Raw genomic sequence first — 26,113 nt, forward strand, 5'->3', positions numbered from 1 at the left:
CCGGTGGCTCATCGTCTACGGCGACTGCGCCGCCCTTCGACTCCTCACCACCGGCCAAAACGATCGTCAACGACCGGCCAAAACAATTGTCGCTGCCCATGAGCATTGATCGAATGTGGGTGGCCAATCAACTGGGACCCTTGCCATCCCTGACCAACGCCGGATGGATTCTGTTCGCTCCCGTCGACAACCGTGTGCTTGACACACTCGCCGAACTCGCACGGCTCGACATCGCTCGGCTAGCGCACATCCAAACGCGTACCGACTGGATGATTCCGCGAAGGCATCTACCCTATTGCTTCCGTTGCCTGGTTTTGAACCCGGCGGACGTTACTGCGCCTCGCTGGAAGCGGGCGTGGCTCGATCCCGCCGCAGGCTACTGTGACGAACACCGTGAGCCGTTAGAAACAGTACGTGCATCGACGATACGTCAAGCAAGCAATATGGAACATCTATTGAAGCTGGTCAGCCGCTACCGCAAAAAACGCGAGGTTCGCCGAATGCGCCTATATTAGCGGAAATGTTGCACCCGTTAGCGGAAATAGTGAACCTCAACAGCAGATTCAAACGCGACCTGACTGGCTGAAGGCCCGCTCGAAACTCCCGTACTGTTTTGTTTGCTTGACAGTTGACTAATCCAGCCGATGTCTTCGCGCCACGCTGGAAAAGCCGGTGGCTCGATCCAGAAACCGTAGTGTGCGAGGAACACGGGACGGTGTTGGACAGAATTCCGATAGGACTTCCGAAACAAGCTCGAAACATGACGAGTCTGCTATCGCTCGTCAGCAAGTATCGACGTGTCATCGCTAGATCGAGGCTCGCTTGGCGGTATTAGCGAAATTAGCGTACCTATTAGCAAAATTAACATACCTCAACACTTGGTCTTGTTCCCCGCCAGTACAGCACGGGCGGCAGATCTAACCTTCTCGGGATAAGTCGACGCGGTGACAAGAACATCCGAAGTCTTCTCGTCCAGTGCGCCCGCGCCTTCATGCGATGCCTGGAGAAGCGAACCGGCCGGCTCGCCGACTGAACCCGTGCGCTTCTGGCACGACGCCACTCGAACGTTGTGGCGTGTGCATTGGCCAACAAGCTGGCTCGCACCGCCTGGGCGATCGTTGCCCGTCATCTTCTGCGCTTTTGCGACGACTGAAACCTGATGACGTGAACGGCACACCGGCCTGCGGAACACCCCGGGAAGTAAAGAGGCTCCTGAAGCCGCCCAACTTTATCGGAACCGCTGGCGCGAACTTCATCGTGGCGCGGGGAGCAGTCCCCACATCGACGCCGGATAGATTTGAGCAAGCCAACATGACATCAAGCATCAGGGGTTGCAAAACTGGGGCGGACCATAGATTTACTTCGGATGACGCTGACGGATACAACAAAACAAAGAGAATGCTTAACAGATCAAACATTTGCGACCGGTGCCAACTCAGCCCTGAAATCAGGGTGAGCAATATCAAGCATGCGTTTGGTCCGCTGCCTCAAGCTCAAGCCCCGCAGATCCGCTATGCCGAACTCGGTCACGACCAAGCCAATGTCGCAGCGAGGGGTGCTGACCGGACCCGACAGTCGTTCGACGATACGACTTCGCCCCTTGCTGGTCGACGGAAGAGCGATCACTGGCACGCCTCCTCGCGAACGCGCTGCACCCCGCAGAAAATCCCCTGCACCACCAACGGCGCCGAGGTATGAGCCATTCGCGACTTCCGCATTGACCTGCCCAGTGAGATCAACCTCGATCGCCGAGTTAATCGCGACAAGGCGGTCAATGCTTGCAAGCACGTCCGGGTGGTGAACATAGTCCGTCGAACGCATCAACACGTTTGGGTTACGATGAACAAAACTGTGCAGCGCGGCGCTGCCAATCAGCACGCCGGCCACGGTCTTCCCGCTATCGATTGTTTTGCGCGCGTTGGTGATCACGCCGCTTGCCATCAGTCGCGCGACGCCATCGCCGATGCTGCCTGAATGCACACCGAGATCACGGTGGCCGGTAAGGCAGCCGAGGACGGCCTCGGGAATCGTGCCAATCCCCATCTGAAGCGTCGCACCGTCCTCGATAAATTCAGCAATGTTTTGGCCTATCCGTTGCTCTGTAGCGCTCGGTGTCGTGCGAAGCTGTTCCAGTACGGGGCGATCCGACAACAGCACGGCATCAAAACGCTCGAGCGTAAGCGATTGCTCGCCGTATGCCCACGGCGCCTGGCGATTAACTTCAGCAATCACCACCCGCGCGCTATCCAACGCCGCCAGCAGATACTCGTGCGCCAGGCTCAGGCTGTACCGCCCTGCCTCGTCGGGTCCGGCCACTTGCAACAGCAGCACGTCGACTTTTAGCGACCCCTCCCGGATCAGCGCGGGCAGCTGAGAATAGTGACATGGCAACACGTCAAGCACCCCAGCGTCGGTCAGTTTCCGGTTCGCACCGGATCCGCCGTAGCTGACGAAGTCAACGTAATCGGTGTGTTCTACTCGACACGAGTCGCTGGACGCGATGCCAAGAAGCACTCTAAACCGCCCAATGCGCTCACGCTGCGCCATTAACGCGCGCGTCAGCGGTAAAGGTTCAGCATTCGCCTGGCCCCACAACACGGTATCGCCGCGGCGGATCCAGGGCGAAAGATCGGGCGAGTCGTGATCCAGATAATGCGTCATGTACGGGTGAAATAGATATCAATACACGCGACGAATCGCCGCCGCGCGCGATGAAAGGCCTACTATTCAGATAGCCGACGGATGGCGAGCCAATGGCGTGACCTGAATGGTCATATACGGAAACAGCGGCAGCGACGACAACAACTGATGCAACTCATCGTTGCTCTCCACATCCAGGATGCTGATGTTCGAATACTTTCCTACAACTCGCCACAGGTGCGGCCACTTTCCCGCCTTCTGAAGCTCGACGGCCCGGGCTTTTTCCGCTGACTTGATCTCTTCAACCCGGCTCGGCTCGAGACTATCGGGAATGTTCACCTGCATCTCTACGCAATACAGCATTTTGCTTTCCTTATTACGTTGTTTGGAAGAATTCATTCAAATCCGATTCGCTCGATACATGTCTGCATACTGGTTGCGAGGTGAACGCCTGAACGGGCGTAGACCTTTGTCTCGAACGAAAACTGCTTTCCGTTCCGCTGTAAAAATTCACTGTCGAACAACAGCCAGTCGTTGACATCGAATGACCCGGAATGAAACAACATCGAGAACTCACGTGTGTCGAAGTTCCATCCATGCACGTCATCTGCTGTCTCGCTGACGCCTATCGCAGCCGGGACGCTGCTCGCCGCCATATAAGCCAGAGCAGCCGAACACCACACGCCCTCCAGAGGCAACGCATGCCTCAGTCGGCACCATACAAGCCGCCGCAGTTGGCCAGTTTCGTTCGCACTGGGTGCCGTCTGAGCTGACTGATGAATCTCGACGAACGGTATGCTGCTCGTGCCGTCTTGCGCCTCGTCCCGGGCAACAGATTCGGCCGCCAGAAACTCGTTAAATGCGACGGCAACGTCGGACGAACGTGTCGGTCGCAATAATGAAGCCGGTTCGGCAAATCTGACATGCATGCTGGATACGGTCTCTAGCCCCTCGACACCGTAGACATGCCTAGTCAAAGTGTGCGGCGTTTCACCGGAGGATTCGACCGCATACTCGAGCCACTCATCGAACCGAGGGGCGCGCAACATCGACAACTGCAGTGCGCTCACACGCCATCCTTGAGCAGATTGCGCAGCAGCCCACAATGCCTGCCCCGCTACTTGCCCTGCGCCACAGCGCGCGCTCGGATCAGGTTGAAAAAAACAATTCCGAAAGGAACGCTCGCCCAGACTGCTCAATGGCAGCAGCACCGTCAAGTCGTCATAGTCCGACGATGCATAGGGACGATAGAATGGCTCACGCATCGGTGTTGAACCTGTGTTAGGCGCTATGTTGCGGGGAAACCGGCTCGGTGCGAAACGGCTTCAGCTTGCCGATGAAGGTTTTGCCGTGCTCAAACCAGGCCCGCCGCACATCCGAGTCAAGATATCGGTTGTAGGCTTCCTCGTTTTCGAACCAGCATTCGCCAATTGCATCGACATGACCGATATCAAAAAACGGCACGTGAGTATCAGTCGGTTGCTCGGCGACCAACCGCACTTCGTATTTCATCAAGCCAGGTACGTCGCGGGACATTTCGTCGTGGCGAATGCATTCCGCCTTGAATTGCTCGTCTGACATTCCGTCCGGTTTGCCGAGCAAATAAAGCATTCGAATCATGTCTTCTCCTTTTCACGGTGATGATGCCGCAGAGTTCTGGTTCAGTGATGCCCCGGCTGTAGCGCATTCGCATGACTGTCCAACGTGGTCTCGACTTCGTCGAGTGCCACGCCCCGTGTTTCGGGCAACAACAGGATCGCCAATACTGCGATCGCGTAAGAGCCCAGGCAAAACAGGCCAATGGCTGTCGCCAATCCGGTGCGAGCCGACAAGAAACCCACACCCACCACCGCGCTGGCCCCCACCGACTTGCCAACGTTGTATGCAAAGCCCATGCACGTCGTGCGCACGTGCGTCGGGAATAGCTCGCTCAAGAACGGGCCAAGCGCCGCGAACATACCAATCGAAGCAAATCCGACGAAGAATCCCATGATGCTGGTCAGGACCGAATTCAGCGGAACCAGCATATAGGTAACCGTCACCACCCAGCTTAAAAGCGAAAGCGCGATCAATGTAGGACGGCGCCCGATTCTATCGGCAAGATACGCAGACGAGGCGAACCCACAGAATGAGCCTAGCGCCATGATGAGAATCGCCGTGATCAGCGACCCGGATGCCACGTGGCGTTCATTCAGCAGCGACGGCAACCAGACCAGGATGGCGTAGCATGCAGCTTGCAACCCGATCACGAGCATACTGGCCAAGATAGTGGAACGGACATACTGACGGTTAAACGCTGAGGCAAATGACGCCCGCGGCTTATCGCTCCTTTGCGATTCCTTGAAGATTACCGAGTCCTTGACGTTGCGGCGGATGAACAGCACGACAGTTGCCGGGATGACCCCGCTCCAGAAGGCGACGCGCCAAGCCGTTTCGTGAGGCAAATTCGTCAGCAGAAAGGTTGCAACCAGCACCGCGAGCGCCCATCCCAGCGCGAATCCAGACTGGACGAAACCCAACGCCTTGCCTCGGTGTCGAGTACTGGTGGCCTCGGCCATCAGCGCTGCCCCGACTGCCCATTCTCCTCCGAAGCCGAGACCTTGCAGCGTGCGTGCTACGAGCAATTGCTCGTAGCTCTGGGCGAATCCTGCGAGGATGCCGAAAAAGGTGAACCAGACGATCGTGAAGATCAATACACGAACTCGTCCATAGCGATCGCTGAGAATGCCGGCCATCCAGCCACCGATCGCCGTCACGATCAGGGCGACCGTACCGATCAACCCGATTTGCCCTTTGGTTAGCGCCCATGTTGTCATCAAGGCTGGCAACAGGAAGCTGAACATCTGCATATCGAACGAATCTAGTGCCCATCCTGAGTAGCAAGCCCAGAACGTCTTTCTTTGCTGGGGTGTACCGTCCTTGTACCAATCGAACATTGTCTGTCTCCATCAATCGTAATAGTTCTATCGACGCCGGCGGGTGCGGTGCTACGCTGCCTGAGACGCGTCCAGCAACGAAAAGTCAAGCGTTACCTCGGTGAGCGCCTGAAGCTTCGAGGGTGCCATGTCTCCAATGATTTCAACCACAAATACGCCATCTTCCCGAATGTCGAAGGTGGCAAGTTCGGTATAGATTCGGCTTACGCAGGCCAACCCAGTCAGCGGATAGGTGCATCGCGACATCAGCTTGCTTTTGCCGTCTTTTGCCAGGAAGTCCATCATCACGAAGACGCGTTTAGCGCCGATTGCGAGGTCCATCGCACCGCCAACAGCGGGAATCGAGTCCTCAGCACCGGTATGCCAGTTCGCCAGATCGCCACGCTCCGACACCTGAAACGCACCCAAAACGCATATGTCGAGATGACCACCACGCATCATGCCGAAGGAGTCCGCGTGGTGAAAAAATGCCGCGCCCGGTTGAAGTCGGATTGCTTCCTTGCCGGCGTTGATCAGGTCCCAGTCCTCGTGGCCGGGGTCCGCGGCCTCCCATTGACCGAGCACCCCATTTTCGCTGTGCAGAATCACTTCCTTGTCTCTCGAGAGGTGATTGGCGACAAGTGTTGGCAAACCGATGCCGAGATTCACATAGGAACCGTCGGGAATATCTCGCGCGACGCGAGCGGCCAGCAAATTACGCGATTCTTGATTCATCTCGTTCGTTCTCCGTCTGCGCTGCAACTCAATGTGTACGACTGTCGCCGCGCAATACCACGCGGTTGACAAAAATGCCGGGAGTAACGATCGTCTCCGGATCGAGTTCGCCCAACTCGCGAACTTGTGTGACTGCTGCGACCGTCGTCTTCGCCGCCATCGCCATCACCGGCGCGAAGTTGCGCGCGGTCTTGTTATAAATCAGGTTGCCCCAGCGATCGGCGCACTTTGCATTGACCAGTGAGAAGTCGACATGAATCGGATACTCGAGCACGAAATCGCGCTCATCGATCCGGCGAGTCTCCTTGTTCTCGGCGAGCATCGTGCCAAATCCGGTCGGCGTATAAAACGCGCCTATCCCACATCCGGCAGCCCGCAGCCGTTCCGCGAGTGTGCCCTGCGGGACGACGTCGAGCTCGATTTGCCCGGCCCGATATAACTCTTCAAAAGCGTAGGCGTCTTTCTGCCGGGGAAACGAGCAGATCAGCTTGCGCACCCGTCGCGCCCTGAGCAACGCAGCGAGCCCGAAGTCTCCATTTCCGGCGTTGTTGCTGACCACGACGAGATCCCTCGCTCCCTGTTCGATCAGCGCGTCGATCAGTTCGTCGGGCATCCCTGCACCGCCAAACCCGCCGATCGCGATCGTCGCGCCGTCGGCCACGTCTCGAACAGCATCCAGTGCTGTGTTGCAAATCTTGTTGATCATGTCTCTCGTTGTCCTTGCTCAGTGACAGGAGCGTTCAAGTAGTTCGCCACGCTCGATGGACGTAGCGTGCCATGCCCCTATGCGGCCCACAATTTTCAGATCCGCAACTGTCTTTAAGCTGGCGTTAAGGCCGCTCTCGGCCGGTTCTGGCATTCACGCTGCCAGAAAGACGGCCTGCATTAAGCAACGCGAAACATGGATTCACCAATCCAAACTTCGCAAATTCCGAGCGCAACCCCATAGTGCGAAAACCGCCCGACCTGCGCAAAGCAGAGATGTCTTAGGGTGATGAATCATCGGAGGAAAAACTTTGCCCAGTACAACCGATACCTTCGCCCAGTGGCGCAACAAACAGGAAAGCATCTCAGAGGAGATCAGCCGCTATCCGATCACCGCGCTGTCTGCAACTCTGGACATTGCGACGGTCAGCAGCGCGGTGCCGCCTCTATGGCATTGGCTGTATTTCCTACCCACCGCGCCGCTCGCGGAGGTGGGCGCCGACGGACATCCTAAGCGGGGTGGCTTTCTTCCACCTGTGCCGTTGCCGCGCCGCATGTGGGCCGGTGGGCGCCTGACTTTTCACGGGTCTTTGCAGCCCGGCGAAAAGGCTGAGCGCGCGTCCACCATCACGGAAATCGAGCACAAATCGGGGCGTTCCGGTTCGCTGCTATTTGTGACCGTACGGCACGAAATTTCAGTCAATGGCGCGCTCAAGATCAGCGAAGAGCAGGACATCGTCTACCGCGATGCGCCACAGCCGGGTGCGCCGGCTGCGCAGCCCACGCGCGCACCCGACGGAGACGTCTGGCAGCGCACAGTGATCGCCGATCCGGTTTTACTGTTCCGCTATTCGGCGCTGACCTTCAACAGCCACCGAATCCACTATGACCACCCTTACGCGACCGGGCAGGAAGGATATCCAGGCCTTGTCGTTCACGGGCCGCTGATTGCGACGCTGCTGGCCGACCTGGTCCGCCGCGAGTGCCCCGGCGCCACGTTGCGACAGTTCAGCTTCAAGGCGGTGCGCCCGACTTTCGCAGGCCAGTCATTTTCATTGTGCGCAAAGCCATCTGACGACGGCGCGAGCATCGACCTGTGGGCCAAAGACCACGAGGGTTATCTCACGATGCGAGCAAGCGCCTTACTTACCTCGAACTGATTAAACCGACTCCGATGCAAACGACCAATCACGACGCATTTCAAGATATTCGCGACGCCGTTCGCGATCTTTGTCAACAATTCCCGGCTGACTACTTCCGGAAGATCGACGAGGAACGGGGCTACCCGGAAGCGTTCGTCAATGCGCTGACTCAGGCCGGCTGGCTCGCCGCGCTGATTCCGCAGGAGTACGGGGGCTCGGGCCTGGGCCTGACCGAGGCTTCTGTCATCATGGAGGAGATCAATCGCTCGGGTGGCAATTCCGGCGCCTGCCACGGTCAGATGTACAACATGGGGACCCTCCTGCGGCACGGTTCCGAGGAGCAAAAGCGCAAGTATTTGCCTAAGATCGCCACAGGCGAACTGCGCCTTCAATCGATGGCCGTCACTGAACCGACCACCGGCACCGATACGACCAAGATCAAGACAACCGCCGAGCGCCGTTCCGACCGCTACGTCATCAATGGGCAAAAGGTATGGATCTCGCGGGTCCAACACTCCGACCTGATGATCCTGCTCGCCCGTACAACGCCCCTAAGCGAGGTTAAAAAGAAGTCCGAGGGCATGTCGATCTTCATCGTTGACTTACGCGAAGCGATCGACCGTGGCCTAACGGTGCGGCCCATTCCCAACATGGTGAATCATGAAACCAACGAGCTCTTCTTCGATAATCTCGAAATTCCGGCGGAAAACCTGATCGGGGAGGAAGGCCAGGGCTTCAAGTACATTCTCGATGGCCTGAATGCAGAACGCACGCTGATCGCAGCAGAATGCATCGGCGACGGCTACTGGTTTATCGATAAAGTGTCCGCGTATGTGAAAGACCGCGTCGTCTTCGGACGTCCCATCGGTCAGAATCAGGGCGTACAGTTCCCGATCGCGCGGGCACTTGTCAATGTCGAGGCCGCGAGCCTGATGCGTTTCGATGCGGCTCGTCGCTTCGACGCGCACGAGCCTTGTGGCGCGCAGGCTAATATGGCCAAGCTGCTGGCGGCGGACGCATCATGGGAAGCGGCGAATGCGTGCTTGCAGTTTCACGGGGGATTCGGATTTGCGTCCGAGTACGATGTCGAACGCAAGTTCCGCGAAACGCGGCTCTACCAGGTCGCGCCGATCTCGACAAATTTGATCCTTTCGTACGTATCCGAGCATATCTTGGGTCTACCTCGCTCGTTCTGAACCGATGAGTCCGCCGGTCTGCAATGCTGCATGAAGTAAGTATCCACCGGCAAAGCCGGTGGCTTTAATTTGTGAGCCGCTCAAAGCGGCTAATCGGTGGCGCTAACGCGCCCCGGTTTCTTGCGCCACTGATCGGTGGCACGCTTCGATCACCACAGTCGCATCTGATCCAGCCGCTGATCTTCCTGCTCCTGATGCTCGATGTACTCAGGCGATGTCCCGAAGACAGTTGAAGGTTGGGACGGCGGGTGCGGCATAGGTTAGGCAACCTTCCGATCATGGTCAATTGATTTCGAGCGTGACCGTTTCAAGGCCGCAGCGAGAATCCAGAGTTCATTCACGCCGAGGATTTTTCGGGAAGTGCTTCGCAGCTTCCAGGAAGCCCGCGGCTGTCCAGCGCAACGCCATGTCGGCGTCGCGATAGCGCTTCACGCGCCCCGCGACACGGCGCACCGCGCCGTTGGGATTCTCGATGATGTTGGTCGTCGACAGCCCGCGCATGAGCGCCGGCGTCAGGCCCAGCTTGTTCACCGTGAAAGTTTCCTCCAGCCCCTCGAGCAGTGCGGCGAGGCGTCCGGATAGTCGGCCTTGAGCCACGCCGCGTGCGTCTTGAGCTTGGCGATGCCATCGTCGGTCGACAACTTGTAGGCGGCCTTCATGATCGCGGCGGTTTGCGAAACGCTCTCCTTGGGCAGGCGCTCGAGGACGTTGCGCTGCTTGTGCACACGGCAGCGCTGCACGTGGGCGCGTTCGCCGAAGAACTCCTCGATGGCCGAGCGCAGCGCTTTGGAACCATCGATCACGAACAGGTATTCGCGATCCGCAGGCACGCCGCGCTCGATCAGTCCGCGCAACAGATCCTTGACGACCTGGGCGTTCTCACTCGACCCGCTCGCGAGACCCAGGAGGTGTTTCTCGCCGGGGCTCCACGCCGATAGCGGCGATGATGTGACGTGAGTCGACGATGATGCCGTCAAGGTAGATCGCCAGAAAGTCCTTGTCATCGAAGCGCCGCCCCATCAGCTCGGTGAGCGCCGTCTGGCTGGCCTTGATGAACTCGCGCGAGACGCTGCTCTTGGAGATGCCAACGGTGCCGGCCATCTCGGGCAGGACCTTGGCATATTTGCGCGTCGACACGCCCGTGACCATGATCTCGTGCACGCGCTCGGCGAGCCGCGGATTCTCGTTCAATTGCTCGTAGGCGGGGACCGGCACTTCGCCGCCGCCACGACGCCGAAGGCGCGGCCGCTTCACGTTCAACTTGCGTTCGTCCATCACAATCTGGCCTTGCTGCGAGCCGTGCCAGCGGATCTCGCCGCCTCTGCGGCCCGGATGCTTCTCGCCGGCGACTTCCGTCGCCGAGATCACCAGCAGTTGCTCGACAAGGCTACGGCCGGCTTCGTGCATCAACTCGTCGATGCTCGCGCGGGTGTTCTGAATCAGATCGAGCATGGGCAACAGGAGCTGACTGTTCTCGGCAAAACAGGCACGCAGTCCTTCCGGGTCCTGCTTGGGCACCACGTGCAACGGCGCGCTGGCGCTTTGGGGCTTCTTCTTGGTACGCTTCATTTGGCGGTTCTCCTTGGTTCCCTGTCCGGGAAGTTGGTCGTCGAAACCCGATTCTCTCGGATTTCCAACGGGGAACCGCCGCCTTCAACCTTCAACTACGCCCGGGACATTGCCTGTACTCACGGATCAGCTGCTCGTCTCGCCCCACTGTGAACACGAAATACCCTCGCGCCCAGAAATGCCTGGCCCACGAAGGTCTGCTTGCGCTCGCCATACACCCGAGCCAGGTGGATCGCACTCTTGCCCTTCATGTAGCCGACCACCTGTGACACCGCATACTTTGGCAGTATCGACAACAGCATATGAACATGATCCGCCATCAGGTGCCCTTCTTCTACCCGGCTCTCCTTTTGCTGAGCCAGTCGTCGGAAGACCTCACCCAGATGTCCCCTCAGCTGTGCGTACAACACCTTTCTACGGCACTTCGGAATGAATGCCACGTGATATTTACATTCCCATCTGCTGTGGCTTAGGCTATCAAAGTCGTCCATCATGATTCTCCCTCTAGTGTGCTTGGCGACTCACAAAGGGGAGTGTCACCGATGGACGGCTCCCGCATACGTCAAACTTTTACTACCTCCCCGGCAGAGCCGGGGAATTTTCCATGTTAACCGCGCTACAAAATGGCGGTCAGTGGGCAATCCCCAAGGGTCTCGAAAACGGGCCGTTTCCGCTGTGCGGATGTGGTCGTTCTCGATACAGGGCCAGCTAGGCCGGCAGTAGAAGAAGTGTAGAAGTCCGTGTTGGGCAACGTTTGGCCCTGTCGCGAGGAAGATGTGGGACATCGCTGAGCCCATCGGCCAACGGTCCCTGACCCTTGTCGACTCGGCATAGCCGCTACTTCGGGCTAGTCGATCAAATGCGCGCTGTCCCACAAGCAACTTGGGCCGGTGAGAACCTGTGTGTCATCCAAGTAAGATCGACCCGGTGCACACTAAGCGTTCGCGTCGATCAGCCACACAGTATCGAGGTATGCGACGCGCGTGCGTTCGGGTGTTCGAGTAAGCGAATGGACGAATCTCGGTCGATGATAAGGCCGTCGACAGCCCGGTGATCCGCCACATGCGACGCATCGCCGGATCGAGTAGCACGTCTTTTCAATCGATCAGACGAGAGGCGCCAGCGCCTGTGGCCCGACGTTGCGGACAGCCGACTATCGTCGCGCTACACGAGATTGCTTTGCGCGTAACGTTCAATCAGGCGGTGCGCGAACTCTTGCGCAAAACTTGACAGAGCGTTGAGGTCGCGAGCACAAACCTGAAACGTGCGTACGGCCCAAGGATCACGTAACGCGCATGAGCCAATGGACTGTTCGCCCTTCAGCCGCACGAATGCAGCTTTCGGCAAAATTGCAATCCCGGCTCCGGCGGCCACCATGCGACAGATCGCATCGTAGCTCGCAACATGGACGCGAATCGTCATCGGCTTGTGTGCCACCGCGGCAGCTCGATTCAGGAAGATCTGAATTGCACTTGCTTCCAGGAGCGCGACGAACGAATAAGAAAGGGACTCTTCGAACGACACATCGGGCCGCTCAAGCAGCGGGTGCCCCGCCGGAGCAATCAGAACCAGCGTACTTGATACGAACGGCAACGATTGCAGTCCACTGGTGGCCACATTGCCGGATATGATTCCCAAGTCCGCTCCACCGTCGCGCACAATACGCACGATGTCGTCACTGAGCCGTTCGCGAATGTCGATGTGGATATCGGGATGGGCGCACAGATAGTCGCCGATCACCGGTGGCAGATATTCCGTAATCGCCGTCGTATTTCCAACCAGCCGCAATTGCCCTGTCAGACCGGGGGCAAACTGCTGCAACTCCCCTGTCAGCTTTTCCAGCTCGGACAACACAACACGCGCGTGTCTTAGGTAGACTTCGCCAGCGTCGGTTAACGCTACGCCCTGTGATGATCGTTCAAGCAGGCGAATACCCAGCGTATCTTCGAGATTCTTTATGCGGTTGCTCACCGCCGGCACGGAAAGGAATGAACGCTCCGCGCCACGCGTGAGACTGCGCGTCTCTGCGACATTGACGAACAAACGGAAGTCAGTGATATCGAACCCCACAGCCATTTTCTGGTCTCTCTACTAGCCCCGACACCGTAACCATAACGGGACGTTAAGAAAACAGTATATCGCGCGCGCAACCGGTCACCGCAGTCGTTCTCAACGCCGAGTCAGAAGCGAGCGGAAGAGTCATCCGAAGGATACAGATCGGCAAACGGTGAGCAGCTCTGGCCAATGACCGAGGCGTGCGCACCTGCTACCAGCTCGCCGGCTCAAACAGGAAGCCTTGTCCCTCACGCCGGATATACCCGCAATGCGGTTCGCCGAAATGCACAGGCAGTAAAAGTGCTTCACGATCCGCAACGCGATTCAGGCATTCGAGGCGCGATTGGCGTGCAAGATCCGGCCGGATACAGTACCCAGAATTGACATCCGGCCGAACAATTTGAAGTGGGCTATGGAAAACGTCGCCACAAAACAAGCCTTCTTCGCCGCGCGAGCGTACGCGGAACGTCAACTGACCGGGGCTATGGCCGGGGGCGGGTTCAACCTGCAGACAATCGGCAATTTCGCGGGTCGGATCGATCATCTCAGCCAAGCCTTCGTTGACAATAGGCATGACGCTATCAAAAAATGATTCACCGAAGACATCGATTACACCAGCTTCCTTGTTTCGACCTTCCTCGCAAAAAACGAAGTCGTCGTTGGGAAGGTAGTAGCGCGCATTGGGGAACGTCGGAACCCAGCGATTGTCCTGCCAGGTGGTGTTCCATCCGACGTGGTCCGCGTGCAAATGCGTCATGACCACGTGGGTGACTTTTTCAGGTGGCGCGCCTGCGGCAGTCATCCACTCCTTCACCAGCCCATTGAGCATGTTCATCCGGGCGATACCCGGACGGGGTTTGAAGTTTCCTACGCCTGTATCGATCACGATGATGTTGCTGCCAGCGTGCACGATCCAAAACTGGATCGTGACGATCAGCTTGTTCATGTGCGCGATCCAGTGATTCGGATGCATCAGCGCGGCATGCTCATCCAGCACCGAGCGGTCAATTTCCGGGAAGAGGAACGCGGGGTCGTGAGTCGGACCGGCGTATTCAAGAATGCGGGTTACTTTCAAATCGCCAATCATGCGAGACTGCATCATGTTTTGTCTCCTTAATCTGGTGCACCGCACCGCGGTGTTTTTAATGCGCTCATGCCCCGGAGCATCGGGAAATCATTCAACGCGTTCGAACAGCGCGGCCATCCCCTGCCCACCGCCGACGCACATCGTCTCCAAGCCGTACCGGCTCCCGCGACGACTCATTTCATGCAGCAAGGTCGTCATGATACGCAGACCGGTCGCCCCGATCGGGTGACCCAGTGAAATTCCCGATCCGTTGACGTTAATGTTGGACAGGTCATTGATATCCCATTGCCTAAGCACCGCGAGAACTTGTGCCGCGAACGCCTCGTTTACCTCGATCAGATCCATCTCGCGTAAGGTCAAGCCCGTTCTGCGCAGCAGCTTCTCGACCGCGGGCACAGGCCCAATGCCCATGCGGGCGGGATCGCACCCTGCCGATGCCCAGCCGGCCAGTCGTGCGAGAGGCTTCAGACCGAAGCGACGCGCATAGTCTTCACTAACGACAAGGCAACCGGCTGCCGCGTCGTTCTGCTGACTGGCGTTACCTGCCGTGGATACACCCCCTGGCAACAAAGGCTTCAACGCGCTCAGTCGTTCCATAGAGACGTCAGCGCGCACGCCTTCGTCGCGCGTTATCTGCTCGACGCCACCTTTCTTCGGGACGTCGATCGGAATTACCTCGGCATCGAATCGGCCGTCGCGCCATGCGGCCGCGGCGCGCTGGTGGCTGAGCATTGCCAGTTCATCGGACGCCTCGCGGCTAATACCATAATCGGTTGCGAGGTTTTCAGCGGTTTCGGGCATGCCCGAAATACGCCCAAACCGCGACTCGGGTTGCGAGCGCTCTCGTCCGCGCTCCAGCCGGTCGTGCAGCTTCACTGACCCACTTCGGGAGCCCCAGCGCATATCCGTGGTGTAGTACTCAATGTTGCTCATACTTTCCACACCAATAACCAGCACTGCATCTGCCGTTCCCGTCTGGACCGCCATCGCGCCATTGACCAGCGCCTGAACGCCGGATCCACACCGACGGTCAAGCGTATACCCTGGCACCTCGATGGGCAATCCAGCGAGCAGCGCTGAATACCGCCCCATGCAAGGTGCTTCGCTCGACGCATACGATTGCGAGACAACGACCTCATCGAGCGTTTCGGGTGGGACGCCGGTACGCGCCATCACCGCTTTGATGACTGCTGCGGCAAGCGCATCGGCGTTCAGCGGCGCGAGGGCTCCGCCAAATTTACCGATCGGCGTTCGAAGGGGAGAAACAATCAAAGCATCACGCATGACGGAAATCCAATGTTGGTTGATGTCTCCGGGCCCAGCATGACGGACCGCGCGAGCCGTGCCAATTTCGCTTTTCAAAAGGAGCCTTTGCCGGAGATTTAGTCGCGATGCTCTGCGGTCCCATCAATCGAATACCAGCCACAGAACTCGGCGTGACAACGAAGTCGTGAAGTCCGTTTGAGGCGGCGCCCCGTGAGCTTGGTTTGGCTATTCATCGCGAACCTTTTGCTCGCCAAAAGGCCCCTTTTCGAAACGCCGATTGCCAACATCAAAGGTGTTTTGCATGATGGCATCTCGTGATTCCGCCCGGTTTCGAGCGCTCGCGACGATCTTTTGATGAAACGAGGAGACATCTCTTGGACTGGGTTGAAGTCAACGGAACGGTTCTCAGATATGAGCTACGGCAGGGCGAAACACTGCCGACGGTGTTGATCCACGAAATGGGCGGCTCGCTCGAGAGCTGGGATACGGTCTGGTCGCTGCTGCCGGTCAATCAGACTCTCTTGCGCTACGACACGCGTGGTTCGGGTTTGTCGGAAAAATTGCTGGAGCCGCCAAGTATCGACTCGCACGTAGACGATCTCGCTGCGCTACTCGACGCATCAGGCCTCAATGAACCCGTAGTACTCGCCGGCGTCGCGGTCGGTGCCGGTATCGCAATCCGGTTCGCGGCTCGCTATCCGCACCGGGTTCGCGCGCTTATCGCCATGGCGCCTGCGTGCGGTGTCGCTGCGGACGCGCGGAGCGCCACACTGATACGCGCCCAAGCACTACGAGAGCAAGGATTGCGCGACGTCGTCCCTGCACTGCTTGAACGCACCTGGCCGTCGCCGCTGCAAACCGATGCTGCAAGATATGCGACGTTTCGTAGCAGATGGCTTACAGCGGACGCCGCGAGCTTTTCGGCCATATTCGCGATGCTGGCCACTATGAATCTTGATGACGACATTCCCAAGTTGCCGCCACGCAGCGTACTCGTCGCCGGCATATTCGACGAACTGCGTCCACCGCAAGAAATCGATCGGCTCGTCGCACTCGCGCACCACGTCCAATCGATTCACGTCGCATCCGGTCACTTCATGCAGATACAAAGCCCGAAATGGGTCGCAACACTCATTCAAGAATTCGCTATTGGGACGCAAGCTGGTGCCGACATATATCGATCATTCATGGCGGACGCCGACAACCGCTGCGGTATTGTTCAGCATGCCGCATGAAGTATTTGTCCGCGGTTTGTAGTGGTATCGGTTCCCGATGCGAGACGACCAGATACAGATCACTACGGCAGCGTAAAGTATCGCGCCTGGACCAGGCTGACATCACGTCTGTGCCAATCCAATCAGTCTGTGACATTCATTCTGGAGGAAGAGTTGAAGATCCTTGTGCCTGTTAAACGTGTGGTCGACTACAACGTGAAGGTCCGTGTGAAGTCGGATAGCACGGGAGTCGATATCGCGAACGTGAAGATGTCGATGAACCCGTTCGACGAGATCGCCGTGGAAGAAGCGGTGCGGTTCAGGGAAGCGGGTGTTGCGAGCGAAGTGATCGCTGTTTCGTGCGGCGTGATGCAGTGTCAGGAGACGTTGCGCACGGCGCTAGCTATCGGTGCGGATCGAGCGATTCTCGTCGAATCCGCGGATGATCTGCAGCCGCTGGCCGTCGCGAAGATTTTGAAGGCGCTGGTCGATCGGGAAAAGCCCGAACTCGTGATTCTTGGCAAGCAGGCGATTGATGACGACTCGAATCAGACCGGGCAGATGCTTGCTGCAATGGCGGGTCTGCCGCAGGCGACGTTCGCCTCGAAGGTCGTGATCGCGGATGGCAAGGCCATCGTTTCGCGTGAAGTCGATGGCGGCGCGGAAACGCTGTCACTGAAGCTGCCCGCAGTCGTGACGACCGATCTGCGCCTGAACGAGCCGCGCTACGTGACGCTGCCGAACATCATGAAGGCGAAGAAGAAGCCGCTGACGACGGTGAAGCCCGCTGATCTGGGTGTCGACGTCGCACCGCGCCTGAAGACGCTGAAAGTCACGGAGCCGCCGAAACGCAGCGCCGGCATCATGGTGCCGGACGTGAAGACGCTGGTCGAGAAGTTGAAGACCGAAGCCAAGGTGCTGTAAAGGGAGACGCGAGAAAATGACGATTCTGGTAATTGCGGAACACGATAACGCGTCGATCAAGGCAGCGACGCTGAACACGGTTGCGGCGGCCGCTGAGGTTGGCAAATTCGTCGACGGCGATTTGCACGTGCTGGTCGCGGGTTCGAACGCGCAAGGCGCGGCGGACGCGGCGGCGAAGATCGCGGGCGTGGCGAAAGTGCTGCTCGCCGATGCACCCCAACTCGCCGATGGCCTCGCGGAAAACGTCGAAGCGACGGTGCTGAACATCGCGAAGGATTACTCGCACATTCTGGCTCCGGCGACGGCTTACGGTAAGAACATCGCGCCGCGTATCGCAGCGCATCTCGATGTCGCGCAAATCAGCGACATCACCGCCGTCGATAGCGACGACACCTTCGAGCGCCCGATCTACGCGGGCAACGCCATCGCCACGGTGCAGTCGAGCGATCCGATCAAGGTCATCACCGTTCGCGCGACGGGTTTCGATCCGGTCGCGGCCGAAGGCGGCAGCGCAGCGGTGGAAAAGATCGAAGCGGCGGCGGATGCAGGCATTTCGTCGTTCGTAAACCGCGAAGTCACCAAGCTCGATCGTCCGGAACTGACGAGCGCGCACATCATAGTGTCGGGCGGTCGCGGTCTGGGCAGCGGCGAAAACTACACGAGGACGTTGGAACCGCTCGCGGACAAGCTCAACGCGGCGCTCGGCGCATCGCGCGCGGCGGTCGATGCGGGCTATGTCCCGAACGACTTCCAGGTCGGTCAAACGGGCAAGATCGTCGCGCCGCAGTTGTACGTGGCCGTCGGCATCTCGGGCGCGATTCAACACTTAGCCGGCATGAAGGACAGCAAGGTCATCGTCGCGATCAACAAAGACCCCGAAGCGCCGATCTTCAGCATGGCGGATTACGGTCTCGTCGGCGATCTCTTCACTGTCGTGCCGGAACTGGTGTCAACATTGTGAGCAACAACACTTCCATGAATGGTCTTTTGCAAACTCGTTCATTTCTGTTCGTACCGGGCGATCGACCGGAACGGTTCGACAAGGCGTTGCAGAGTGGCGGGGACGCTGTCATCCTCGACCTGGAAGATGCGGTTTCACCGGAAAACAAGAGCGAAGCACGACGCGCGATCGAGGCGTGGTTGACGCCCGATCGCCCTGTACTCATCCGAGTGAACGCGCCGGGCACTTCGTGGTTCGAAGACGACGCACAGCTTTGCAGGCTGCGAGGCGTCGCGGGGATCGTACTGCCCAAAGCGGAGAGCGCGTCCGACGTCGTCGAACTCGTATCTCGAACGAAAAGCAGGATGCCCGTGTACGCGCTGATCGAGACAGCGAAGGGAATGTGCAATGCGATGGGCGTCGCCCGAGCGCCGTTTGTCCGCCAATTGATGTTTGGAACGCTGGACTTCTGCGCGGACCTGGGACTGGCATCCGATGGTGACGAACTTGATCATTTCCGCGCCGATCTGGCCGTCACTTCACGCGTCGCAGGAATCGCTCCGCCGATCGATGGGGTGACGCCTGCCATTGAAGACGATGACTTGTTACGCGTCGAAACGCTCAAGGCAAGGCGATGGGGCTTCGTCGGGAAGCTTTGCATTCACCCACGGCAGGTTGCGATCGTGAATGCGGCCTTCGCGCCGAGCGAAGACGAACTAGCGTGGGCAAGACGTGTCATCGAAGCCTTCAAAACCGCCGACGGTGCAGCAGTCGCCGTCGACGGGAAAATGGTTGATCGGCCCGTCGTACAGCGTGCGCAATCGATCCTCGATGCTGTCGCCGCATGAGGAGCCGGTTTCTCATCGAGCCATACGGTCCCCGCGAATCGATGGAATACGACGTCGTCATCGTTGGCGGCGGACCAGCCGGTTTGTCGGCGGCCATCCGGTTGAAGCAACTGGCGCAGGAAAAAGGCGTCGAGATCGGTGTGTGCGTCCTGGAGAAAGGCTCTGAGATCGGCGCGCACATCCTCTCGGGCGCGGTGATGGACCCGCGCGGCCTGTCCGAGCTCATTCCCGAATGGAAGGAAAAAGGCGCGCCGCTCGACGTCGAGGTGACCGAAGACCGCTTCCTCTTCCTGTCGCAGAACGACGCCAGGCAGGTGCCGAACTGGCTGCTGCCCGACAACTTCAAGAATCACGGCAACTATGTGATCAGCCTCGCGAACGTCACGCGCTGGCTCGGCCAACAGGCCGAGGCGCTCGGCGTCGAGATATTCCCGGGCTTTCCGGCGGCCGAAGTGCTCTATACCGATGACGGCGCGGTGCGCGGCGTCGTGACGGGCAACATGGGCGTCGGCAAGGATGGCGAGCCGACCGAGAACTTCCAGCTCGGCATGGAACTGCACGCGAAGTACACGCTCTTCTGCGAAGGCGCGCGCGGGCATCTCGGCCGCCAGCTGATGGAGAAGTTCAAGCTCAACCAGAATTCCGATCCGCAGGTGTACGGCATCGGCATCAAGGAACTGTGGGAGATCGATCCGGTCAAGCACAAGCCCGGCCTCGTGATCCACACCGCCGGCTGGCCGCTCGAACCCGACACCTACGGCGGCTCGTTCCTCTACCACATGGACAACAACCAGGTGGTCGTGGGCTTCGTCGTCGGGCTCGGGTATTCGAATCCGTACCTCTCGCCGTTCGAAGAGTTCCAGCGCTACAAGACGCATCCGTCGATTCGTGCGTTCCTCGAAGGCGGCAAGCGCATCTCCTACGGCGCGCGTGCGATCACGGCCGGCGGTCTCATGTCGCTGCCGAAGCTCGCATTCCCCGGCGGCGCGCTCGCGGGCGATGACGCGGGTTTCCTGAACGCGTCGCGCATCAAGGGCAGCCACGCGGCGATCAAGTCCGGCAAGATGGCCGCCGAAGCCGCGTTCGAAGCCGTGCAGGCGGGCCGTCAGAACGATGAACTGACCGCCTACCCCGAACTGTTCGATACGTCCTGGCTCAAGACCGAGCTCCATCGCGCGCGCAACTTCAAGCAGTGGATGAGCAAGGGGCTGTATCTCGGCACCTTCATGGTCGGGCTGGAGCAGAAGGTAATGGGCGGCACCGTGCCGTGGACGCTGCATCATCAGCACTGGGATCACGAGATGCTCAAACCGGCGTCGCAATGCAAGCTGATCGTCTATCCGAAACCGGACGGCAAGCTTACGTTCGATCGGCTGTCCTCGGTGTTCATGTCGAACACGAATCACGAGGAGAATCAGCCCGCGCATCTGACGCTGAAGGATGGCAGCGTACCGGTCAACGTCAATCTGCGCACCTATGCGGGACCGGAGAGCCGTTTCTGCCCGGCGGCGGTCTATGAATTCGTGAAGGACGACGACGGCAGCGACCGCCTGCAGATCAACGCGCAGAACTGCGTGCACTGCAAGACCTGCGACATCAAGGACCCGACGCAGAACATCGTGTGGGTCACGCCCGAGGGCGGCGGCGGGCCGAATTATCCGAATATGTGACGGCCCGTAAGCTTTCAGCAGCGCCCTACCTCGACCGGAGCGACTCGCATTAGGCTAAGGCGAGGTCCCTGCGATAGGTCTCATCGCCGACGGCGGCGATGCAGTAGAAGTGCTTCTTAACCAACTGCTCGCCGCTTTTCCAGACTTCCGGCTCGCGATAAGATTGTCGAGAAGGACGGATTACGTCCAATCAGCCGCAAACACAGCCCCGCTGCTTGTCGGATACTTGGCTGTGTCGCCGATTCCGGGTTGATCCTGTCGAGATCTTTGACCGTTTCTAAGAATGGCGGCATTTCCGAGCTCGGCTCTAGCCGAATGATCTCAGCGGAATCGGCCGCTGATACTGGCATCACCAAGTGCCGTTAGCGTCAGTCGGCTTCCGCTGCGACAGATTCCCCCTTCTTCTCGGCCTTCCCTTTTTCCTTGGCTGCTTTGACCTTGTCCCTCGCCTGTTGCGTGAATTGTCCCGCGAGTTCGGGCGCAATACGCAGCGCCTCTTTGACGATGTCGGAAGACAGGAGCTCGTGCCACGGGCTCCCGTGGGTTTCCGTTTCGACAAACCGGAGCGGTTGCTCGTCCAGTCGTGTCAAGGCGGTGGAAAACAGTCGCTTCTGGAATTCCTCGTCGAGGTGCAGAGCTTCGCGCCGATACCCCTCATATGCCTTTGATACGGATGCCTTGTAAGCGTAGTCCTCCGCCAGCTTGAAGCGTTGACCAATCTGCTTGGTTGCCAGCCAGGCGAACCAAATCGGACCGCCAACGGAAAGCAGCGAGATCGACAGACGCGTCCACACAATTGACGGGGAGGTCGATCCTTGAATAGCGTCAGCCAGCTGATGCAACTGCGAACCGCCGAGCCATGCTCCGCCGACAAGTGCTACAACTAAGCCAGCGACCCAAATGTAGATCGAAATGTTCAATTTCTCTGCTCGATCATGAAAAGCTCCCGCGAGGCCAACCGCTGTCGACGTTCGCATGGCTTTCTCCGACCACTCAACGACCTGCTTGGCGCTGTCTGCACTGCGCTGCAGTTCTTCAGAAATACGCTGGGAGCTTCCCTCGATCTGAGAGATTGACTCACTCTTCTCTTTGGCCGTCGAGCGCAAATCGTTCAGCTCTTGCTGGACTTCACGCAGCGTCTGCAAGTCGGTGGGAAGTCGCTCTGCCGCACTATGCGCGTCCAAGATTTCTTGAACTGCCGCGTCAAGGTTTTCGACTTTCGGTTTGAGGGAGTCGTACCGGGATTGCAACGAACGGAGCGAGCTTTGAAGCTGACGAACCTTTTTCTGAGCCTCAATCAACTCGGCTTCGCGCAGGGATAGCACTGGCCGAAGGGCTCTCTCCAGCGCATCCAAGGTGGCCAGGTAAGCAACCACGGACGCCCCGGCGTTTCCACCGTTCCAGAATTGTGGCGTTGTGTTTGTCTTCACCAATTGGAGGCGGGCGACATAATCCCCGAGCAGCTGCTGGCTCGCTTCGGATAAAACGTCGGGACCTTCATTAGCTATGCGGTCCGCCACCATCTGAGCCCGGTCGGCAAGCTCCTCTCGATTAATACCTACAGCATTGAATTGTCCCGTGGCGGTGCTAGTTGCGCGAACTTCTGCCATCGAGCGGATTTGCTGCGCTAAACCTTCAAGCTCGGTCTTCAGCTGAACCAATGTAGTGTGCAAGATTAATTACCTTTCTTATCGTATGCAGGCGCGTTCGTTTCGATCACGGTGAGATGTTCCCGCCGCGTCGATCGAACACTTGCCAAAATCGAATGGTGGTCTCACGTTAGGCGCGCATCTCCGCGCGCCCAAAATCCAGCCTCGCCTGCTAATCAGGCGCACCGCACACGCCAATGAGCCAGCATGCCGACCCGTTGAGACAACGGGCATCGTCTCGAAAAAGCGCTGAAAGCAGTCGTCTGTGTCCAGACGCGGAATTCCGAATGCACGACGGCGCTGTTCCAACCGCTTCTCGCCGGATCACGAACGATCGGTGCGTCTACCGGCTGCCGTATGCGTTCCGATGCACACCGCACAGCGCAACTGAAATCTCTACGCCAGTCCGTTGATTCGCTCATGTAGGGAAGCGATCAGTATTCGCAGGCTCGGGAACCTGACGGCGCTAGGCTAGTAAAGATGAAATGCTTTCCATCCGGCGTATAGGGCAAGTCCCTTTGCAGTGCCCGATTGCAAGCTACCGTTCAGGCTACCTGGGCTCCTTGTGCACCTAGGCCCACGCGATAGGTCCACCAGCGACTTCATGATCCAACGTATTTGCTTGACCAACAACGTTGAAGAGCTTCAAAAAAGAATCTGCCTCGGTCGAGCGCGTTTCAATCTTCCCTTTCAAACTTGGAGCAATCTTGCGACCGGCATTAACAATCAACGGAACGACATTAAACATCACGCGTGCCTCGCTTACCTCGTGGTAGGCAGCATACTCTGCGAATCGCTCGATCCCAAGGTAAGCCTTTACTGATGCCGCAGTGTCTTCCTTGACGCCGCTTTCCTTAGAACTAGCTGTTAATAAGCTCCGCAGATCGCCCCACGATAGATAGACGTCGAAGGTATCGCCATCATCGTCGGCCGGCGGAAAATCCATCAGAACATAGCGCTCCATGCTTCCAATTCGCTTCGCTTCTTGAGCGTAGTGCGTGTACAAGGTCCGAATCTTCCGCGCATGGTTATGATGGCGCGCGTTTCGGAGGAGAAGGATGAGCGCGAGTTCCGGCGTCTTGTACCAATCTAACTGCTTACTCATGCGAGCCTTCGTCATTGCGTCGAAGAGGCTGTGGAATGAGTTCAGCACACCTGACACCGCGCTCTCGACGTTGCCGGTTGCCTCTGCGCGGTCGAGCCGAATTAGGCCCTCTCTTTCCGCGCGATGGTGAGCTTCGAGCAAGATTCGAAGAGACTGGGCAAGGTCCTCAAACGAATGCGAAACCGGATCCATAAAGATTCTCGTTTGGAGGTAGCGTCGCTTACGTAGGCATGTTGCGACTAACGCGGCAAGCAACAGACACGGGCAGAACGAACTCGCGCAGGCAACAAAGATCGCGCCTGACGTCTACCTTTGATTTTTGGTCTTAGCGACCTTCTAATCTTCTAGGCGGCCTTCTTGCTTTTGTACGGAAGTTGCAGTTCCTCAACGTCGTAAGTGAAGTCAAGAACCATCTGGATCGGGTCTTCGGTTGAATGCTTCGAATTGTAGACATCGACGTCTGTTTGCAACTGGAAGCAATCGCCGACAATCTGCTGCCGTCTTTGCGCGAATGAACGTACAAAGTGACTCCGTGGAGCGCGGTCATCATCCATATCAGCCCAAAGAGACAAAGTTTTAGTACCACGTCGCTCTCTGACGGCATGCTTTGCTCTATAGCGCTGACCGTTCGGGTCGGTCCGATATTCTTCTCGCCAAACCTGCGCAATATCCGATGCGATGACATCGATGATCGTACGCACGCTCGGCTTATGGAGGCCGTTCTTGTAGGCCCATGCTGCGACCTCATGCGGATCGAGAAGGCTATCGTCTCCGACCTCCTCTTGATACCGCTCCAGATATGCTTTTACTTGATTTGCATAAGCGGACATTGATTTCTCTCGCGTTACTCTGCAACGGTGCCCCATCCATCGACATCTGCCGAGGGAAGAACGCACGCTCGTATTTTCACTTGGTACTTTCTCAGGAAATCATGCCGGCCTAATTTTCGCTGGAGTTGTCCTACAACCAATCCTGGATGAACTCCAATACGTTGAGCGAAAAGTAAGACCTTCTGTTCGGAGAAATACGGCTGTACTCGCGCAACAAAATTCTCAAACTGAGATGCCGGCACGCAAAAGCTTGCACCAGCCTTGTTTGCAAGCACCTCACATTCTGGGAGATCAGCATTCGTCTCGCCAACATCACTGTCGACGATACCTCCGCTTTCCTTCCCATCCTCCCGGAGGACGTGTTCCAATTCGTGGCGAAGCACGAACCAGAAATTGTCGATGCGGTCAAATCGCAGCGTCATCCCAACGACAGGCTTATCTTCATCCAGCCAGAAGCAGGCGCCGTCCAGCTTGGAACCGGCGATCGGTTCAACAAAGACAAGCCTCACACCGGCATCCGCCAATATGCGCGGAACATGTCTGGCTTCCTCGGGTGCACTAGTCAGTCTCTGCAGTTCCTCTATCGCAGCTAGCAACTTGTTGCGCGAATAGGACGGCACGATCTGCTTAGACGCCATTGCTTTGACGCGGAACAGCCAAGCAAGTTGAAGGGGGCTGACAGCAGATGTAGCATCTGTTTTTTTCGCAGCATGGCTTAGTTGCGGAGCCTCGTCCAAGGAAGACATGCGAAAGAAATCGCAGAATCGGCGCTCAAGCAAATCAAGGTTATCCGAAGCGGTTACCCAACCTCGACGCAGCATTTCTCGAACAGGAAAATTGCTATAAAGCCGGGCCTTCCGTGCAACATTGTCATTCGGAAGTTTCACCTTCGATAACTGATACTGACTTTCCAAGTTCATCCAGAACTCGGCCGAAGTTCCCAAGGCTTCCGCCAAACCACGTGCAGTCTCGGGGGTGATTGCCCGTCGGCCGCCGATAATCTCGCTCACAAGACGTGGTGGCCGATCCAGGATATCGGCCAACTCTTGTTGTGTCCACTCCCGTGCCTCTAGCTCTTCCCGCAAAAAATCACCTGGCGGAAAAACTTCAGCAGGTACACGAACGCTCATAACATCTCCAAAGACTAGTGGTAATCAACAATCTCAACGAGTGCAACGACTTTGCAGGGATGTCCCCCTCGAAGCTCAAGAATCAAACGCCATTGCTTATTGAGTCGGATCGAATACTGTCCGTCGCGATTACCCCTTAACTTTTCAAAATGAAGTGCTTTAAGCGCGTAAAAATCGCGCTCATCGTTGGCTGCGCGAATCTGCTGCATCCGCCGTCGATATGCGCGCACGATCTCTTGAGCGAAGCCTGCCGTGAACGTAGCTTCGGTTTCAAGCCGGTCTAAGGCGTCGTCGTCGAATTCAACTTCCATGGGTTCAAGTCTAAGGCAGCGTCGCTGCGTTGTCAACGTACGTCTTTACACTTGGTGTAAAGTTGTACATTCTACATCAAAACAATAGCGATCTATAGCGACAACGCGGCCAGTTCGGCGCGCAGATTGATCTTAGTCTCCGTTATCGTGCTGTCGTGGATTCCGACGCCGAGACGCTCGGG

General features: G+C 57.9%; 24 protein-coding genes and 2 pseudogenes. 9 read left to right on the forward strand and 17 right to left on the reverse strand.

Going from position 1 to position 26,113, the window contains the following annotated elements; all coding sequences use genetic code 11:
• A partial coding sequence (locus QCE73_RS36675; protein ID WP_309885744.1) for a hypothetical protein occupies window positions 1–515 on the forward strand: 515 nt, incomplete at its 5' end.
• 356 nt (window positions 516–871) lie between these two features.
• Window positions 872–1,153, forward strand: a pseudogene (locus QCE73_RS36680) (transposase); the annotation flags it as partial.
• 257 nt (window positions 1,154–1,410) lie between these two features.
• Here QCE73_RS36680 and QCE73_RS36685 read toward each other — a convergent pair.
• From QCE73_RS36685 to QCE73_RS36715, 7 genes are all read right to left on the reverse strand, one after another.
• Entirely contained in the window at window positions 1,411–2,661 is a 1,251-nt protein-coding gene (locus tag QCE73_RS36685) for an acetyl-CoA hydrolase/transferase C-terminal domain-containing protein (protein WP_309885745.1), read from the reverse strand.
• Window positions 2,662–2,727: 66 nt separating this feature from the next.
• Complete coding sequence (gene catC / locus QCE73_RS36690; protein ID WP_309885791.1) at window positions 2,728–3,003, reverse strand: muconolactone Delta-isomerase; 276 nt, start codon at window positions 3,001–3,003, stop codon at window positions 2,728–2,730.
• Window positions 3,004–3,035: 32 nt separating this feature from the next.
• Window positions 3,036–3,905: an acyl-CoA thioesterase domain-containing protein gene (locus QCE73_RS36695; protein ID WP_309885746.1), complete on the reverse strand. Its 870-nt coding sequence runs from the start codon at window positions 3,903–3,905 to the stop codon at window positions 3,036–3,038.
• A gap of 16 nt (window positions 3,906–3,921) precedes the next feature.
• Window positions 3,922–4,260 (reverse strand): 4-methylmuconolactone methylisomerase, encoded by a 339-nt coding sequence (locus QCE73_RS36700; RefSeq protein ID WP_309885747.1) that lies wholly within the window; start codon window positions 4,258–4,260, stop codon window positions 3,922–3,924.
• Between the two features lie 41 nt (window positions 4,261–4,301).
• Entirely contained in the window at window positions 4,302–5,576 is a 1,275-nt protein-coding gene (locus QCE73_RS36705; protein WP_309885748.1) for an MFS transporter, read from the reverse strand.
• 51 nt (window positions 5,577–5,627) lie between these two features.
• Complete coding sequence (locus tag QCE73_RS36710; protein WP_309885749.1) at window positions 5,628–6,290, reverse strand: 3-oxoacid CoA-transferase subunit B; 663 nt, start codon at window positions 6,288–6,290, stop codon at window positions 5,628–5,630.
• Window positions 6,291–6,318: 28 nt separating this feature from the next.
• On the reverse strand, window positions 6,319–6,996 hold the full coding sequence (locus QCE73_RS36715; RefSeq protein ID WP_309885750.1) for a 3-oxoacid CoA-transferase subunit A: 678 nt from the start codon (window positions 6,994–6,996) through the stop codon (window positions 6,319–6,321).
• A 310-nt stretch (window positions 6,997–7,306) separates the two neighbouring features.
• Here QCE73_RS36715 and QCE73_RS36720 point away from each other — a divergent pair, with 310 nt between their 5' ends.
• Complete coding sequence (locus QCE73_RS36720) at window positions 7,307–8,155, forward strand: MaoC family dehydratase N-terminal domain-containing protein (protein ID WP_309885751.1); 849 nt, start codon at window positions 7,307–7,309, stop codon at window positions 8,153–8,155.
• 14 nt (window positions 8,156–8,169) lie between these two features.
• The gene (locus tag QCE73_RS36725; RefSeq protein WP_309885752.1) at window positions 8,170–9,333 is read left to right on the forward strand and encodes an acyl-CoA dehydrogenase family protein; all 1,164 of its coding nucleotides are present in this window, start codon (window positions 8,170–8,172) and stop codon (window positions 9,331–9,333) included.
• Window positions 9,334–9,593: 260 nt separating this feature from the next.
• Here QCE73_RS36725 and QCE73_RS36730 read toward each other — a convergent pair.
• The 5 genes and pseudogenes from QCE73_RS36730 to QCE73_RS36750 form a co-directional block, all read right to left on the reverse strand.
• A pseudogene (locus tag QCE73_RS36730) lies at window positions 9,594–10,902 on the reverse strand (IS256 family transposase).
• A 119-nt stretch (window positions 10,903–11,021) separates the two neighbouring features.
• On the reverse strand, window positions 11,022–11,396 hold the full coding sequence (gene tnpA / locus QCE73_RS36735) for an IS200/IS605 family transposase (RefSeq protein WP_404989867.1): 375 nt from the start codon (window positions 11,394–11,396) through the stop codon (window positions 11,022–11,024).
• Between the two features lie 670 nt (window positions 11,397–12,066).
• Window positions 12,067–12,978, reverse strand: coding sequence for a LysR family transcriptional regulator (locus QCE73_RS36740; RefSeq protein ID WP_309885753.1), 912 nt, complete (start codon window positions 12,976–12,978; stop codon window positions 12,067–12,069).
• Between the two features lie 190 nt (window positions 12,979–13,168).
• Window positions 13,169–14,059, reverse strand: coding sequence for an MBL fold metallo-hydrolase (locus QCE73_RS36745; protein WP_309885754.1), 891 nt, complete (start codon window positions 14,057–14,059; stop codon window positions 13,169–13,171).
• Window positions 14,060–14,131: 72 nt separating this feature from the next.
• Window positions 14,132–15,328, reverse strand: coding sequence for an acetyl-CoA C-acetyltransferase (locus tag QCE73_RS36750; protein WP_309885755.1), 1,197 nt, complete (start codon window positions 15,326–15,328; stop codon window positions 14,132–14,134).
• A gap of 356 nt (window positions 15,329–15,684) precedes the next feature.
• On the opposite strand from QCE73_RS36750, the gene QCE73_RS36755 reads away from it, so the two are divergent.
• The 5 genes from QCE73_RS36755 to QCE73_RS36775 all read left to right on the forward strand — a co-directional run bounded on the left by QCE73_RS36755 (window position 15,685) and on the right by QCE73_RS36775 (window position 20,906).
• Entirely contained in the window at window positions 15,685–16,545 is an 861-nt protein-coding gene (locus QCE73_RS36755; protein ID WP_309885756.1) for an alpha/beta hydrolase, read from the forward strand.
• A gap of 153 nt (window positions 16,546–16,698) precedes the next feature.
• On the forward strand, window positions 16,699–17,448 hold the full coding sequence (locus QCE73_RS36760; RefSeq protein WP_309885757.1) for an electron transfer flavoprotein subunit beta/FixA family protein: 750 nt from the start codon (window positions 16,699–16,701) through the stop codon (window positions 17,446–17,448).
• Between the two features lie 16 nt (window positions 17,449–17,464).
• Window positions 17,465–18,409, forward strand: coding sequence for an FAD-binding protein (locus tag QCE73_RS36765; RefSeq protein ID WP_309885758.1), 945 nt, complete (start codon window positions 17,465–17,467; stop codon window positions 18,407–18,409).
• Between the two features lie 14 nt (window positions 18,410–18,423).
• Window positions 18,424–19,236, forward strand: coding sequence for a CoA ester lyase (locus QCE73_RS36770; RefSeq protein WP_309885792.1), 813 nt, complete (start codon window positions 18,424–18,426; stop codon window positions 19,234–19,236).
• Entirely contained in the window at window positions 19,233–20,906 is a 1,674-nt protein-coding gene (locus tag QCE73_RS36775; protein WP_309885759.1) for an electron transfer flavoprotein-ubiquinone oxidoreductase, read from the forward strand. Before QCE73_RS36770 ends, QCE73_RS36775 begins: the two co-directional genes overlap by 4 nt.
• A 368-nt stretch (window positions 20,907–21,274) precedes the next feature.
• On the opposite strand, the gene QCE73_RS36780 is transcribed toward QCE73_RS36775, so the two are convergent.
• From QCE73_RS36780 to QCE73_RS36800, 5 genes are all read right to left on the reverse strand, one after another.
• Entirely contained in the window at window positions 21,275–22,579 is a 1,305-nt protein-coding gene (locus QCE73_RS36780; RefSeq protein ID WP_309885760.1) for a hypothetical protein, read from the reverse strand.
• Between the two features lie 547 nt (window positions 22,580–23,126).
• Complete coding sequence (locus QCE73_RS36785) at window positions 23,127–23,852, reverse strand: hypothetical protein (protein WP_309885761.1); 726 nt, start codon at window positions 23,850–23,852, stop codon at window positions 23,127–23,129.
• Window positions 23,853–24,004: 152 nt separating this feature from the next.
• Window positions 24,005–24,490: a hypothetical protein gene (locus QCE73_RS36790; protein WP_309885762.1), complete on the reverse strand. Its 486-nt coding sequence runs from the start codon at window positions 24,488–24,490 to the stop codon at window positions 24,005–24,007.
• A 14-nt stretch (window positions 24,491–24,504) separates the two neighbouring features.
• The gene (locus QCE73_RS36795) at window positions 24,505–25,620 is read right to left on the reverse strand and encodes a HigA family addiction module antitoxin (RefSeq protein WP_309885763.1); all 1,116 of its coding nucleotides are present in this window, start codon (window positions 25,618–25,620) and stop codon (window positions 24,505–24,507) included.
• A 14-nt stretch (window positions 25,621–25,634) separates the two neighbouring features.
• Window positions 25,635–25,931: a type II toxin-antitoxin system RelE/ParE family toxin gene (locus QCE73_RS36800; RefSeq protein WP_309885764.1), complete on the reverse strand. Its 297-nt coding sequence runs from the start codon at window positions 25,929–25,931 to the stop codon at window positions 25,635–25,637.
• Window positions 25,932–26,113: the final 182 nt, after the last annotated feature.

It is taken from the genome of Caballeronia sp. LZ029, assembly GCF_031451275.1.
GTDB classification, from domain to species: domain Bacteria; phylum Pseudomonadota; class Gammaproteobacteria; order Burkholderiales; family Burkholderiaceae; genus Caballeronia; species Caballeronia jiangsuensis.

Coding starts and splice junctions, on each gene's coding strand:
- QCE73_RS36685 (WP_309885745.1), bottom strand. CDS start 2,661: ATGACGCATTATCTGGATCACGACTCGCCCGATCTTTCGCCCTGGATC.
- catC (WP_309885791.1), bottom strand. CDS start 3,003: ATGCTGTATTGCGTAGAGATGCAGGTGAACATTCCCGATAGTCTCGAG.
- QCE73_RS36695 (WP_309885746.1), bottom strand. CDS start 3,905: ATGCGTGAGCCATTCTATCGTCCCTATGCATCGTCGGACTATGACGAC.
- QCE73_RS36700 (WP_309885747.1), bottom strand. CDS start 4,260: ATGATTCGAATGCTTTATTTGCTCGGCAAACCGGACGGAATGTCAGAC.
- QCE73_RS36705 (WP_309885748.1), bottom strand. CDS start 5,576: ATGTTCGATTGGTACAAGGACGGTACACCCCAGCAAAGAAAGACGTTC.
- QCE73_RS36710 (WP_309885749.1), bottom strand. CDS start 6,290: ATGAATCAAGAATCGCGTAATTTGCTGGCCGCTCGCGTCGCGCGAGAT.
- QCE73_RS36715 (WP_309885750.1), bottom strand. CDS start 6,996: ATGATCAACAAGATTTGCAACACAGCACTGGATGCTGTTCGAGACGTG.
- QCE73_RS36725 (WP_309885752.1), top strand. CDS start 8,170: ATGCAAACGACCAATCACGACGCATTTCAAGATATTCGCGACGCCGTT.
- tnpA (WP_404989867.1), bottom strand. CDS start 11,396: ATGATGGACGACTTTGATAGCCTAAGCCACAGCAGATGGGAATGTAAA.
- QCE73_RS36740 (WP_309885753.1), bottom strand. CDS start 12,978: ATGGCTGTGGGGTTCGATATCACTGACTTCCGTTTGTTCGTCAATGTC.
- QCE73_RS36745 (WP_309885754.1), bottom strand. CDS start 14,059: ATGATGCAGTCTCGCATGATTGGCGATTTGAAAGTAACCCGCATTCTT.
- QCE73_RS36750 (WP_309885755.1), bottom strand. CDS start 15,328: ATGCGTGATGCTTTGATTGTTTCTCCCCTTCGAACGCCGATCGGTAAA.
- QCE73_RS36765 (WP_309885758.1), top strand. CDS start 17,465: ATGACGATTCTGGTAATTGCGGAACACGATAACGCGTCGATCAAGGCA.
- QCE73_RS36770 (WP_309885792.1), top strand. CDS start 18,424: ATGAATGGTCTTTTGCAAACTCGTTCATTTCTGTTCGTACCGGGCGAT.
- QCE73_RS36775 (WP_309885759.1), top strand. CDS start 19,233: ATGAGGAGCCGGTTTCTCATCGAGCCATACGGTCCCCGCGAATCGATG.
- QCE73_RS36785 (WP_309885761.1), bottom strand. CDS start 23,852: ATGGATCCGGTTTCGCATTCGTTTGAGGACCTTGCCCAGTCTCTTCGA.
- QCE73_RS36790 (WP_309885762.1), bottom strand. CDS start 24,490: ATGTCCGCTTATGCAAATCAAGTAAAAGCATATCTGGAGCGGTATCAA.
- QCE73_RS36795 (WP_309885763.1), bottom strand. CDS start 25,620: ATGAGCGTTCGTGTACCTGCTGAAGTTTTTCCGCCAGGTGATTTTTTG.
- QCE73_RS36800 (WP_309885764.1), bottom strand. CDS start 25,931: ATGGAAGTTGAATTCGACGACGACGCCTTAGACCGGCTTGAAACCGAA.